This is a genomic window from Nitrospira sp. Nam74 (assembly GCF_965152615.1).
The window spans coordinates 3,701,975-3,714,251 of the sequence record NZ_OZ224220.1; the positions used below are offsets into that span (position 1 = coordinate 3,701,975).

Sequence of the window (12,277 nt, forward strand, 5' to 3'; positions counted from 1 at the left end):
AGATGAAGGCTAGGAGCTGACGGCTGATCTCCGTTGATACTGACCGCTTGCCGGGAGAACAAATTGGACGGAGACAACTATCGAGAGGCCTGTGCGGCTCGAATGGTAGGCGGGACTTCACACTGCGGTGTGCCTAGGCTGAGAAAGAGGCGCGACAACGCCTGCCATCGAGCGACATCCCGGCTACGAGAAAACACCATGCCCCCATTCGTGGTTCGGCGCAGGGTATCCCATTCCTCGTAGAGTCCACAGAGTGTGACACCCGTCTTCGAAACTTTTCCAGAGGGTGGAGGAAGGACGGCCGACATGATGCTGCTGTCGCCCTTCAACCGGTCACGAAAGATCACCGGCGGCTGCCCGTCGGGCGACACCGCCATTGAACTTTGAGCGTGATATGGCGGACACGCCGTCTCCGTGTGGTTCGTGAAGGAGCCGTCCTCGCAGCGGTACATGACCTCCTCGGCGTGAAGGATGACGCCAGACCACGCGGTCAGCAGAAGTACGCCAAGGAGAGCAAAAAGCCTGCGTGGAAAAGAATCGAACAAGATCCTTGGAGCCATGATGGTTCCGTATCATGCGCAGTGTCCCGTCTACCCGCCATCGGGACATGAGGAGGAGCCGTGTCAGCATATAGGCCTACGGACGTCGTCGGTACTCAGATCCATCGTTTGCGGTGGCGGAACACAGGCAGGTCACATGGCACTATCACTTGACTGCATAGCACTCACAATATGCAGGCTCACATGAAAACCAAGACGGCATAAAAAACGGTGTGTAGCCGGCCAAGTTGAATTACAAGCACGGCAGCCCATGTGGCTGTCTAGGCCCGCAGTCGGCCTCTTTCTTTCGTGCCGACTGACTCGCACACCAACCGGCGAACTCACTTCGAAGCTCATGCACGACAACCTGTAAGATTCCCCTATCTAACGTTTCTTCCATTTGGGTACAATGGCCGTTTGGATTTATTCCAAGAAGCCCCGTTACAGCGAACCATCATGGGAGATGCGCTCCAGGAAGGCCTTTGAGAGACGTCTATGAAAACCGATACCAATTACCCGCCGATTAATCCTCCGGCCCGTGGCTTTTCCCCGGGATTCGCAGCACTCGGCCTCGAAGCGAAACTGCTCACGGCGCTGGATGCCCTAGGATACGAGGAACCGACACCAATCCAGCGAGAGGCCATTCCTCCGCTCTTGGCCGGACAGGATCTGCTGGGCCAAGCCGCAACGGGAACCGGCAAAACCGCGGCCTTTACATTGCCCCTGCTTCAACGCATTACACAACTGGCTCGTCGCTCTCATCCATCCGCACTGATTCTTGTGCCGACCCGTGAACTGGCGATCCAGGTGGCCGAGGCCGTCAATCGCTACGGCAAGGAATTGCGCATCGCCGTGTTACCGATTTACGGAGGCCAGGCCATTGGCCCGCAACTGCACATCCTCAAGCGAGGCGTCGATGTCGTCGTGGCTACGCCGGGACGGGCCCTTGATCATATCCGTCGCAACACGCTCCAACTGAAACACATACAGATGGTCGTATTGGACGAGGCCGATGAGATGCTCGATATGGGATTCGCCGAGGATCTGGACGCGATTCTCGAACAGACCCCCGGTGAACGGCAGACCGCCTTGTTTTCAGCAACCATGCCTCCGCGCATCGCGGCCATCGCGCATCGCCACCTCAAACGCCCCGTCGAGATCAAAATCGCACGCGAGACCGTGCGCGCAGGAGCCGCTCCGCGGGTGCGTCAGACGGCGTACATCGTAAACAGACCGCACAAAGTCGCGGCCCTAGGCCGCGTGCTGGACATGGCCAGGATCACCTCGGCCCTCGTCTTCTGCCGGACTCGGGTTGAAGTCGATGAACTGACGGAGATGCTGAAAGGCCGTGGCTATCGGGCCGAGGCAATCCATGGAGGCATGACACAGATTCAACGCGATCGTGTGATGAAAGCGTTTCGCTCCGGAAAGACCGTACTCCTCGTGGCGACCGATGTCGCTGCCCGCGGATTGGATATCCCGCATGTGTCGCACGTCATTAATTTTGACGTCCCCTCGGCGCCCGAAGCCTACGTCCATCGCATCGGTCGGACCGGCCGTGCGGGCCGCGAGGGCGTAGCGATCACCATCGTGGAGCCGCGCGAACAGCGGCTGCTGCGGAACATCGAACAACTGACGAAGGCCAAGATTGAGCTGGCGAGCGTGCCGAGCGTCGCCGATCTCAAAATGAGACGGCTGGAAATGACCCGGGAGTCAGTTCAGGATGCGCTCGCCACAGGCGAACTCGATCTGTTTCGGGTAGTGGTAGAATCACTTGCAGAGAAACATGACCCGAGAGATGTGGCCGCGGCGGCCATCAAACTTGTGTATCAAGCAAACGGCGAAGAACGCGCAGAAGCAGAGATTCCAGCCATGTCGGTTCGGAGAGAAGACGCCGGCGAAATGTCCAGGCGTCCCACACTCCATCCCGTGGACCGGCCGCGCGGGTCCAAAAGCGGCGAGCGCCCAGGCGGCCCTTACGGCAGACGGTCTTCCTCCCCGACCATGACCAAACTGCACATCGCCGCCGGTCGGGCGGCCGGCATCCGGCCAGGGGATCTGGTTGGAGCGATTGCGAATGAGGCGGGCCTAGATTCTCGTGTCCTCGGCGCGATCGATGTGACTGATAAGTTCTCGCTGGTCGAAGTACCCCAAGAAATGGCTGAGGGTATCATCAACGCCCTCAGCCGGAGTCGGATCAAAGGACATAAGGTCGCCGTCCGGGTGTTCCGACAATAGACGCCGTTTTGCAGGCCATCCCGCCGAAACCAGCGCCGGCAAATTCTCGCCTGAGCACTATTGGTGAACGATTCGAGATGGTTCGGCGAGGGCTGTGCCGAGCTTCTATCGGAATGGATCGGCCCTCAGTTGGATCGGGATGAATGCGGGCATGACGAGCAAACCGCCGTCCCGTCATGGCCCATGCGTCGTTTAGGGCCGGATAGATGTTTTTTTACCGTTCACACGTCTTGAGTGGTCAGGCGCTTAAAGGCAATCGCGGGGAAGAAGACCGAAGTCCCTCGGCTCTCTTCCTCCGGCCGCTCCCGATGCTCACCGTTGTGGGCCATCTCGCGTCTCTGGTGCACGGACCCGGTGCCAGGGCCTCCCGTTCTCTGATCATCCGCAAACACATAGATGGACCATCCAACATAGCCGGCCTTCCAATGTTTCTTCATCTTCGTCGAAAACACCCGATTCCATTGTTTTGACGGTGGTAAGCCTGCTATCCTCTGTCCGCCTTGTCTTGCCATCTTAATTTTCGGTGTCAAGAACGATGATGTCTCCGCGTCCCATCACTTCCAGGGGAGTAGTAGCGCCATACCAGGAAGAAAACCTCCTGCTGCGACCGGTGACATCCCACCATGGTCACGTGAAGGAACAACTGCGGTCTTGGACTTCTCTTCCTCTCCTGCTTCTTTTATCGTTTGCCATTGCGGTGGGGCTCGGGTTTTATGCACTGGCGACATTGAGGAGCCTCCTGATACATGAGCGAGGAACCGATCTCGGTAGAACGGCATCAGGAGTCGCGGAGACGATCGATCGTGTCCTGTTTGAGCGATTCGGTGACATCCAGGTCGTGGCGAATGATGCTGCTCTGCAATCCGGCAACATGGACGACAAAACTGCACGGCTACGGGAATACAAACAACTCTACTCGTATTACGCTTGGATCGGGGCGACGGACGCAAACGGGAGAGTGATTGCAGTCGCCGATTCAGGCGCCATCCAAGATGGAATCTCGATGAAGTCCAGCCCGGCAACGGGCGAAAAGGTGCAGGATGGTCCGGACTGGTTTGAATCGGTACGCAAGAGCGGGCAGGTGTTTTTCGGCGAACGGCATGCTTCACCGGAGTCCGGCGTCGCCATGGCGGTGTTATTCGCTGCGCCCATCCATGGGACACATGGCGAATTTCTGGGCGCAGTCGCCAGCAGCGTGCCCCTCAACAATCTGCGGACGATCATCGACAAAGAAGCGGGCGTTCAATTGGGACGTGAACCGTATGAGTGGCTGGTGGTGGACCATCAGGGACGGATCATCGGCGAGAAGAATCAAGGGGATCATACAGCAGTGAATATGCTATCGTTGGGTATGCCGTCAATCATCAAAGCCGCGCAGGACCGCCACAAGCCCGGTTTTGCGGAAGAGGTCAACCTGGAACGACAGGTGCCAGTTGTGACGGGCTACGCACGGACACGAGGGTATGGAGCATTTCCCGGCTTCGATTGGACCATTCTCATGCGAGTCGACCGCGATCGTGTCTATGCGCCAATCGATCATCTCGTCATGATGGTGGGAGGCATCGGCCTGCTCGTGCTGACGCCCTTGATCGGGTTCGGTATATGGACGTCGTGGAAGTTGGTTCAAGAAGATCGCGCGTTAACTCAGGCGAGCCGGGCTCTGGAACAGTCCGTGGCCGAACTTACGCGGTCCAATGCCGATCTCCAGCAATTCGCCTATGTCGCATCTCACGATTTGCAAGAGCCGCTCCGGATGGTCGCCAGTTACACTCAACTCTTGGCGAAACGCTATAAGGGCAAACTCGACGCGGATGCGGACGAGTTCATCGCCTTTGCGGTCGACGGCGCCACCCGCATGCAACAACTCATCAAAGATCTGCTCGCCTATTCGAGAGTCACTACGCAGCGCGCGCCATCCAAACCCACGGAGTGCACCCAGGCCCTAGAGGCTGCCCTGAACAATCTTCACGTGGCGATAGAGAAGCAGCACGCGCTCGTCACGTATGATCCGCTGCCGACCGTTGTGGTTGACGGCACCCAACTTACCCAACTCTTTCAAAATCTCATCAGCAACGCGATCAAGTTCCATGGAGACCAGCCGCCACGCGTGCACCTATCCGCCGTGCGACATGGGAACGAATGGCTATTCAGCGTGCGGGATAACGGCATCGGCGTCGATCCACAATATGCCGACCGGATCTTCGTCATCTTTCAGCGTCTGCATACGTCCGCCGACTATCCCGGTACAGGGATCGGATTGTCACTCTGCAAGAAAATTGTGGAACAGCATGGCGGACGCATCTGGGTAGACTCGCACGCTGGCCAGGGAAGCACGTTTTATTTCACGTTACCATTCAGTCCGAAACATTCGAATACAGGAGTTCAGATATCATGATGGTGAGGCCCATTGAAATCTTATTGGTGGAAGATAATCCGGGAGACATCCGCTTAACGAAAGAAGCCCTCAAAGAAGCCAAGGTGCTCAATACACTGACGGTCGTGCAAGATGGAGTGGAGGCGCTGACATGCCTACGCCGGCAAGGCCGGTATGCCGACGCCAAACGTCCGGACCTTATCCTTTTGGACCTCAACCTGCCGAAGAAAGACGGCCGCGAGGTGCTGGCTGAAATCAAAAATGACGGCGCGCTGAAATTCATTCCTGTCGTCATTTTAACGACGTCACAGGATGAGCAGGACGTGTTAAAATCATACGGCCTTCATGCCAACTGCTATATCACCAAACCGGTGGAGCTGGAACAGTTCATCTCCGTGGTCAAAGCCATCGAGGATTTCTGGCTTGGAATCGTCATTCTGCCCTCAGCGGAGAGGGAAAACTCACGATGACCCTATTACCAGGATTACCGCCATGCGTATTCTTCTAGTTGAAGATAATCCGGGAGACGCGCGCCTGTTGAAGCTGATGCTGAAAGAAGCAGGCAGTCTTTCATTGGAGGTGATACAAGCCGATCGGCTTTCGGCGGCATTGAAATATGTAGCTGAAATGCCCATCGATGTGGTCGTCCTTGACCTGTCGCTGCCGGACAGTCAGGGAGTGGAGACCCTTGTGCGCATGCATAGGGCCGCCAATGCACTGCCCATAATCGTCCTGACGAGCATCGAGGACGAGGCGTTGGGACTGGCATTGGTTCAGGCCGGCGCCCAGGACTATCTGGTGAAAGGCCAAGCGACGGGCCCTCTCTTGACACGCTCGCTACGGTACGCCGCTGAGCGAAAACGGACGGAAGAAAAGCTGCGTGCCTCATCCAACCGCCTACGGACCTTGTCCAGGCGCTTGGAAAGTGTTCGGGAGGAAGAGCGGGGGAGAATCGCCAGGGAACTCCATGACCAACTAGGTGTCGGCCTGACATGCCTTAAACTCGACCTCTCACGAATCCATGCGATGATCGGGGAAGGGTTCAGTTCGAAGGACTATGCGAAAGCGGACGCCAAGATCCGTTCCATGACAGAAGACGTCGACGCCACCATTGCGTCCGTGCAACGCATTGTCACGGAACTGAGGCCGGCCATGTTGGATGACCTCGGCCTCGTGGCGGCGATTGAATGGCAAGCCCAAGACTTCGAGCGCCGAAGTGGCATTATCTGTCGCTGTATCGCCTGTGAAGAGGAGATTAGAGTGGACGGAGAGCGGGCGACGGTGGTGTTCCGCATTTGCCAGGAGGCGCTTACCAATATCGCACGCCACGCCCGTGCCACGGACGTCACCATCCGGTTGGAAGAACGGGACGGCTCTCTTCTGCTCAAAGTTGAAGATAACGGTCTGGGTATTCCGCAAGAAAAGATCGCACACCCGCACTCGCTTGGGCTGCTGGGCATGCGCGAGCGTGCTCAACTTTTCGGCGGCCACATTGATATCATGGGACGGCCGGCCGAGGGGACCACCATTATTCTTCGCCTTCCCGGCACCGACCCTTCCCATGCGGATGCCGCTGCGGTCCCCTATTAGCATTACTCAGCTGCGTGGGCAGGAATCTCGGCACGTTTCACTATCGTGCGGATGATCCCTTGCAAGGCCCCTTCAGTCTTTCGACTATAGCGAATCTCCAGCATCTTCTCTCTTGACCCGTTTTGTCTGCGCCATACATTTCAAAGATCTCTGTGTTGCGATCGATCATTTTGGTCAGGGCACGCAGCTTCATCGGACCGGCCATGGGATCGTCGTAATGGCTTTCCATGATAATCGTTTTCCCGCCGCCGACGGCCGATCCTTCAAAGACATACATGCCGGTACCCATAGAATCCATCCAGGTTGCCTCATGCTTCTTGGGTGTGCTTATCATAACCCTCACGCCCGTGCACGAATTTCTTCGCTTCACATTCCATCCTCGGGCGGGATCGAACGACGACAAGCCGTCTCCCCAACTTCATGACCCGGCGAATCTCACCCCCATTTTCAGCTGGAGCGGGCCAAAAGTAGAGCGTGTTACGTACACACTTTAATCTAACGCGCGTCGCGGCAAGGGAAGGAACGCAGATCACCGACTGGCAGCTCAACTCGACTCTGCTGAATCAGATCGCAAATCGCTCCGCAAACTGCGCCATCGACTCCGAAAAGTCCGCGCCGTACGCCTTTCCGGCGCTTACCAAGGTGGCCATGATCTGAAGTGTATAGCTGCCACCAAACCCGATCTCCAGCACCAGATCCATTTACGGATCTCCAATCGTTCGACAGTCAAGTCAATGATGCGCTTATTGATCTTATTGAAGAAGCGGCTGATCACGAGCCGCCAAACCACCCGGAGGGCTTTCGTGCCTGAGAGGCTAGTCGCTGACTTGAGCCCATGATGGCCTTTGTTGCAGTGAATCACTGACATAGGCGGCACCTCGAGGCTATTTGGGGGGATCAGTCGTGTCAAGCGATCTGCGAATGAAGTAGGAAATCGTTACGTCGTGAATGTACCGCGCATCGTTATCGACGACAGACTCACTGCTGATTGGACCGAGATCTCCCCCAAGGCCACAAGCAACAGCGTAAATCTGGTGAGCGGGTGCAGGGGGCTCATCATCAATCCATGGCCGTGATGCTGAGCCCGGATAGTGCAGCCAGGCTACGCCGCATGTCGTGGTGGGATGGAAACGGAATAATCGCGACAACCTGTCATATGTATCGCGATATGGCCAGTACGACTGAGTGAATCAATGACTTCAAAGAATTGCCACCATGTCGTGCCAGGAAACAAGCTCAGTAATTGATCCATGGTCAGCGGACCTCGTATGCGGAGTGTTGAAATCAGCTCTTCCGCTAGTGGGCAGCGTAAGGGGTCGACTTCTGTATGGGTGTGTTCCATGATGGCCTCCATGGTGGTGATCAGAGACCCGGAGGATTGGAGCAAGGCGCATGCCCCAAATACTTGTTTATTTTATAAAGACATGGAAGCACAGAGTGAGGCTCATATCAGTTGGCGAACCGTCTTCACTGTGCGAATTCGCTTACCCCACGGCATCGCCATGGTGCGCCACACAGATCCTGAATCTTCTATCGCATATCCCTCAGTCCTCCAGAGCCACAATCCTCCTCAAGTCGAGTATTCGTATGATCGAGGGCATCTTCGCCGTTGCAATGAACATGATTCCTTCGTTCCAACGTCCACCAGCTGCCGCCATGCGAAGCGGCACTGTGACCCTTGCCGTCTTCGATAAGAAATAAGAATACCCGGGTCCTGACGACGAGGCATATTCGACTCCGCCAATCGATTCGTTGATGTTTCTTTCATAGACGATCGCCGATACCGGGATTGCTCCGTCGCAGTAGCCATGCATTGACGCCGCTCAGCCTCTGGAAAGCGCGGGGTAGAGCAACGATCTCTGTAGAGCGTCGTGACCCCCTGAGGGCTTAGTGGCCTGATACCCTGATGATCTGTTCGAATCTTTCTATGCCGAGGCCAGTCTGCATCTGAGCTAACCCTAACCTGGCCTGGCCCACATAATATGCGTATCGTGGTTCACGATCGTTCGAAAGGACAAAACCAAAGAGCTCTGCAGCCATGTGGGGCCGCCCGTCCGCCTTCGCCGCTTGTCCCGCATGGAGCGCGCAGGCTATGGCCATAACTCGTGGATCCACTGCGAGACGCGAGGGCGGCTCCTCGATCAGGTGTAGGACGCCCTGCGGCAAAAAGGAGGAGCTATTCATTCTCTCGCTCATGCTGTGCACGGAACCACTTAATCTGAGCAGGTCCTGGCGCATCTCGTCGGGATCCGCGCTGGAACGGCAATGACTATAGGCTCTCCACAAATCCCCGAACGTGACGTCGCTCAACACGGTCGTATCTGCGGATAGGTTGAGACTCTGGCATCCGCCAAGCATCACCATCGACAGGAGACAGAGCCGGAGGAGTGCTATGCTCATGATCTTCCCTACAGTTTGGACATCGTCCCTTAGAGTCAGCTTCCTACCTTTGTAGGCCTTCGCCGCCTTCGCTTGCCGGATATTGATATTCGACGCGCGGCAGGCAATCAGAAGCTTCGTGTGCGTGCACTTATGAAGATTGGATGGTTTGTAAATCCATCCATCAAGGAATCCACCGGCTCTGCCCTCGCCTCGCGACGATATCTGCTTGAACGACGAGCACCGAAGCTAATCGACGGGCTTGCAGCGCGGTCAGCGTCACGAGTGAGTCTCCGATTTGCAAGATGACAGTCGTGCTGTCTCCGGATTTGACTGTTGGAACGGACTGAGTCCCTCGTCTCACGATTGTTCTCATTTCATCCTCGCAGGCCGGTGTGAATTGCGTGCCCATCCATCTCCTCAATCTGTCATAGCTTCGAAAAACATATTGAGTTGGAGAAGCTGCAAACCGCATTCCTCTTTGATGACAACAACCATTCCAATAATCACGCAGCATGACAACATGATCGCGTGCCGCGCAGCAGTGGCTAACGCGACGGCCGTGTGATCTCGTGGTTTTCCACGACGTGGTCCCGCCCGCACACGGTTACATATGCACAGTGTTACTGTGGCAAGGCACTGCGGCAGCGAAGTCAAAATCGGTTGGACAAGACCGGCAGCCTCAGATGAATGAATTCGTGTATCTCAGCTTACGTCATGAAACGGGCTGGTGAAGACAACAACCAACAAACTGACGTCCCGACTAACCTTCATGTACGCTTCTCCATGCGTGGCCATCTCTTGCGAGTAAAAGCGCCGCCTCACGCGGCCCCCATGTGCCCGCGTCATAGCTAAGTGGCGAGATCCTGGCCTTCAGCAGTGGAGTGTACAGCTGCCAGGAGGCCTCCGCCACATCAGCGCGGACAAAGCGCGTCTGGTCTCCCGACATCACATCGAGGATGAGCGTTTCGTAGGCATCCGGTAGAACAGGATAGGCGTCCTGATAACTGAAATGGAGGGATTGCGTTTCTAAAGTCAGCGGTTTGTCGCTGGATTTCACATCAAAACTAAGTGAGAAGCCTTCGTCGGGTTGCAGTGTCATCAGGAGGACATTGGGACGTGGCTCCACATTGCCCGCCGACTTGAAGAGCGAAATCGGCGGCTGGCGGAATGTCACCGCGATCTGGGTCAGCTGGCGAGGCAGCCGCTTTCCAGTCCGAAGATAGAAGGGCACCCCATGCCACCGCCAATTATCAATGGAAAGTTTGGCGGCCACAAATGTCTCAGTGTGAGAATCCGCTGCAACCCCCGGCTCCTGCCGGTATCCAGCGACGGCATGGCCATGGATCGTTCCAGGCCGATACTGACCAAACACGACCTCATTCGACTGAGGAGGACGGATAGAGCGAAGCACTTTGAGCTTCTCATCCCGAATGGCATTCGCCTCAAAGGCCACGGGAATTTCCATGGTCATCAAGGCCAGCAGCTGGGTCAGATGGTTTTGCACCATATCCCGTAGGGCTCCGGCCTGCTCATAATACTCGGCCCGATGTTCGACCCCGATTGGCTCGGCCACCGTGATCTGAACATGCTCGATTCGGTCACGGTTCCAGAGTGATTCAAACATCGCATTGGCAAATCGGAAGACCAGCACGTTCTGGACTGTCAGCTTCCCCAAATAATGATCGATCCGATACACTTGTGTTTCGTCAAAATTGCGATGGATGGTGTGGTTGAGCTCCTTCGCAGTCGCGAGGTCTCGTCCGAACGGTTTTTCGACCACCACCCGCGTCCAACCGGGGCCGTGGTTGAGCCCAGCCTCGCTGAGTCTTTCAATCGTGCTTGAAAAGATGGTCGGGGGCAAGGCGAGGTAGAAAATACGGTTGCCGGGCAATGTATGCTGCTTCTCGAGCATCGTCATACGTTGAGAGAGGACCTCATATTCGCGGATCGTGCCTTGGTTGAGTGGATAATAATAGAAGCATCGATCAATCCAAGCCGTTGTGGCGGCCGTAACGGTAAATCCACTTTGCACGAGCGCCTGTTTGGCCCAGCTCCGAAAGTCTTCATTCGTTTCAACGTCAGCGCTGCGCGCTGCGCCGAGCACGAGGGACTGATCGCTGAGATAACCTTCCGCCCGAGCATGAGCCAGGGCTGGAAGGAGTTTGCGCCGAGTCAGATTTCCGGTGGCGCCGAGGATGACGAAAACATGGGGGTCGATCTGATGGGGTCGCATATTCACCTCGCCTGTGTGACGGCATGGCCGCCACATTGATGTCGCATGGCCGCAAGGACTCTGTCGGAGAAGGACTCGGCATCGCATGATCGGAGACGTTGCAATAATGCCAGGGTGATGACCGGAGCGGGCGTATTGAGATCGATGGCTTCGGACGCCGTCCACCGGCCTTCTCCTGAATCTTCAACATAGGGCGCAATGTCGGTGAGGTCAGGATCTTCACGCAGTGCGGCGGAAATCAGATCGAGGAGCGAAGAGCGTACCACGCTGCCCGCTCTCCAGATCTCCGCAAGGTGGTGCAGATCGAAGTCAAACTCAGTCTTGTGCTTGAGAATCGCGAAGCCTTCCGCATAGGCTTGCATGAGGCCATATTCGATGCCGTTGTGAATCATTTTGGCGAAATGGCCAGCGCCATGCGGACCAACATGGCCCCATCCACGGTCTCGAGATGGTGCCAGGGCTTCAAAAATGGGAGTGAGGTAGTTCACGGCGGTACGTTCGCCGCCAATCATTAAGCTATACCCCTCTTCCAGTCCCCAAATTCCCCCACTGGTGCCTACGTCGACAAAGGCAATCCGATGCTCCTTCAGGAGGGCCGCGCGGCGCATGGTGTCTTTATAGTACGAATTGCCGCCGTCAATGAGGATATCGCCGTTCTGAAGGTGGGAGAGCAGCAGATGAATCATCTGATCGACAGGATCGCCGGCAGGCACCATCAGCCAGATGACGCGTGGGCGCGAAAGATGCTCGACGAGATGGCTGACTGAACGTGCTCCAATCGATTTAACATGGAGCACTCGCTGAATGGCCTCGGGGTTCTGATCGTACACCACGACTTCATGCCCGAACGTGAGGAGTCGTTCAGTCATCTTCGCCCCCATGCGTCCAAGCCCAATCATTCCAAGTATCATGGCTGCCTCT

The 12,277-nt window shown here is 56.3% G+C and carries 13 protein-coding genes; 4 read left to right on the forward strand and 9 right to left on the reverse strand.

All coding sequences use genetic code 11. The features are described from left to right. Positions 1 to 77 precede the first annotated feature (77 nt). Entirely contained in the window at positions 78 to 560 is a 483-nt protein-coding gene (locus ACWHYZ_RS17410; protein WP_447983943.1) for a hypothetical protein, read from the reverse strand. Positions 561 to 1,034: 474 nt separating this feature from the next. Between ACWHYZ_RS17410 and ACWHYZ_RS17415 the strand changes: the two genes are divergently transcribed. Further along, positions 1,035 to 2,777 (forward strand): DEAD/DEAH box helicase, encoded by a 1,743-nt coding sequence (locus tag ACWHYZ_RS17415; protein ID WP_447983944.1) that lies wholly within the window; start codon positions 1,035 to 1,037, stop codon positions 2,775 to 2,777. Between the two features lie 221 nt (positions 2,778 to 2,998). Here ACWHYZ_RS17415 and ACWHYZ_RS17420 read toward each other — a convergent pair whose 3' ends face one another. Next, positions 2,999 to 3,307 (reverse strand): hypothetical protein, encoded by a 309-nt coding sequence (locus tag ACWHYZ_RS17420; RefSeq protein ID WP_447983945.1) that lies wholly within the window; start codon positions 3,305 to 3,307, stop codon positions 2,999 to 3,001. A 101-nt stretch (positions 3,308 to 3,408) separates the two neighbouring features. Between ACWHYZ_RS17420 and ACWHYZ_RS17425 the strand changes: the two genes are divergently transcribed. The 3 genes from ACWHYZ_RS17425 to ACWHYZ_RS17435 are packed head-to-tail and all read left to right on the forward strand — an operon-like array spanning position 3,409 to position 6,741. Continuing rightward, on the forward strand, positions 3,409 to 5,172 hold the full coding sequence (locus tag ACWHYZ_RS17425; protein ID WP_447983946.1) for a sensor histidine kinase: 1,764 nt from the start codon (positions 3,409 to 3,411) through the stop codon (positions 5,170 to 5,172). Then, positions 5,169 to 5,621 (forward strand): response regulator, encoded by a 453-nt coding sequence (locus tag ACWHYZ_RS17430; RefSeq protein WP_447983947.1) that lies wholly within the window; start codon positions 5,169 to 5,171, stop codon positions 5,619 to 5,621. Before ACWHYZ_RS17425 ends, ACWHYZ_RS17430 begins: the two co-directional genes overlap by 4 nt. 22 nt (positions 5,622 to 5,643) lie before the next feature. Next, complete coding sequence (locus tag ACWHYZ_RS17435) at positions 5,644 to 6,741, forward strand: response regulator (protein WP_447983948.1); 1,098 nt, start codon at positions 5,644 to 5,646, stop codon at positions 6,739 to 6,741. A gap of 40 nt (positions 6,742 to 6,781) precedes the next feature. Here the strand turns inward: ACWHYZ_RS17435 and ACWHYZ_RS17440 are convergent, their stop codons facing one another. The 7 genes from ACWHYZ_RS17440 to gnd form a co-directional block, all read right to left on the reverse strand. Beyond that, entirely contained in the window at positions 6,782 to 7,075 is a 294-nt protein-coding gene (locus ACWHYZ_RS17440) for a DUF1579 family protein (protein ID WP_447983949.1), read from the reverse strand. 229 nt (positions 7,076 to 7,304) lie between these two features. After that, on the reverse strand, positions 7,305 to 7,442 hold the full coding sequence (locus ACWHYZ_RS17445; protein WP_447983950.1) for a hypothetical protein: 138 nt from the start codon (positions 7,440 to 7,442) through the stop codon (positions 7,305 to 7,307). A 401-nt stretch (positions 7,443 to 7,843) separates the two neighbouring features. Continuing rightward, positions 7,844 to 8,083, reverse strand: a complete 240-nt coding sequence (locus tag ACWHYZ_RS17450) for a hypothetical protein (protein ID WP_447983951.1) — start codon at positions 8,081 to 8,083, stop codon at positions 7,844 to 7,846. 545 nt (positions 8,084 to 8,628) lie between these two features. Further along, positions 8,629 to 9,141: a hypothetical protein gene (locus tag ACWHYZ_RS17455; RefSeq protein WP_447983952.1), complete on the reverse strand. Its 513-nt coding sequence runs from the start codon at positions 9,139 to 9,141 to the stop codon at positions 8,629 to 8,631. Between the two features lie 163 nt (positions 9,142 to 9,304). Continuing rightward, the gene (locus tag ACWHYZ_RS17460) at positions 9,305 to 9,484 is read right to left on the reverse strand and encodes a hypothetical protein (RefSeq protein ID WP_447983953.1); all 180 of its coding nucleotides are present in this window, start codon (positions 9,482 to 9,484) and stop codon (positions 9,305 to 9,307) included. Positions 9,485 to 9,883: 399 nt separating this feature from the next. Beyond that, positions 9,884 to 11,356, reverse strand: coding sequence for a glucose-6-phosphate dehydrogenase (gene zwf, locus ACWHYZ_RS17465; RefSeq protein WP_447983954.1), 1,473 nt, complete (start codon positions 11,354 to 11,356; stop codon positions 9,884 to 9,886). A gap of 2 nt (positions 11,357 to 11,358) precedes the next feature. Beyond that, positions 11,359 to 12,267 (reverse strand): phosphogluconate dehydrogenase (NAD(+)-dependent, decarboxylating), encoded by a 909-nt coding sequence (gene gnd / locus ACWHYZ_RS17470; RefSeq protein WP_447983955.1) that lies wholly within the window; start codon positions 12,265 to 12,267, stop codon positions 11,359 to 11,361. Positions 12,268 to 12,277: the final 10 nt, after the last annotated feature.

What these genes read in the sequence shown, in the direction of transcription:
- zwf (WP_447983954.1), bottom strand. Translation starts at nt 11,356, where the DNA reads ATGCGACCCCATCAGATCGACCCCCATGTTTTCGTCATCCTCGGCGCC.
- ACWHYZ_RS17410 (WP_447983943.1), bottom strand. Translation starts at nt 560, where the DNA reads ATGGCTCCAAGGATCTTGTTCGATTCTTTTCCACGCAGGCTTTTTGCT.
- ACWHYZ_RS17445 (WP_447983950.1), bottom strand. Translation starts at nt 7,442, where the DNA reads ATGGATCTGGTGCTGGAGATCGGGTTTGGTGGCAGCTATACACTTCAG.
- ACWHYZ_RS17415 (WP_447983944.1), top strand. Translation starts at nt 1,035, where the DNA reads ATGAAAACCGATACCAATTACCCGCCGATTAATCCTCCGGCCCGTGGC.
- ACWHYZ_RS17440 (WP_447983949.1), bottom strand. Translation starts at nt 7,075, where the DNA reads ATGATAAGCACACCCAAGAAGCATGAGGCAACCTGGATGGATTCTATG.
- ACWHYZ_RS17455 (WP_447983952.1), bottom strand. Translation starts at nt 9,141, where the DNA reads ATGAGCATAGCACTCCTCCGGCTCTGTCTCCTGTCGATGGTGATGCTT.
- ACWHYZ_RS17430 (WP_447983947.1), top strand. Translation starts at nt 5,169, where the DNA reads ATGATGGTGAGGCCCATTGAAATCTTATTGGTGGAAGATAATCCGGGA.
- ACWHYZ_RS17435 (WP_447983948.1), top strand. Translation starts at nt 5,644, where the DNA reads ATGCGTATTCTTCTAGTTGAAGATAATCCGGGAGACGCGCGCCTGTTG.
- gnd (WP_447983955.1), bottom strand. Translation starts at nt 12,267, where the DNA reads ATGATACTTGGAATGATTGGGCTTGGACGCATGGGGGCGAAGATGACT.
- ACWHYZ_RS17450 (WP_447983951.1), bottom strand. Translation starts at nt 8,083, where the DNA reads ATGGAACACACCCATACAGAAGTCGACCCCTTACGCTGCCCACTAGCG.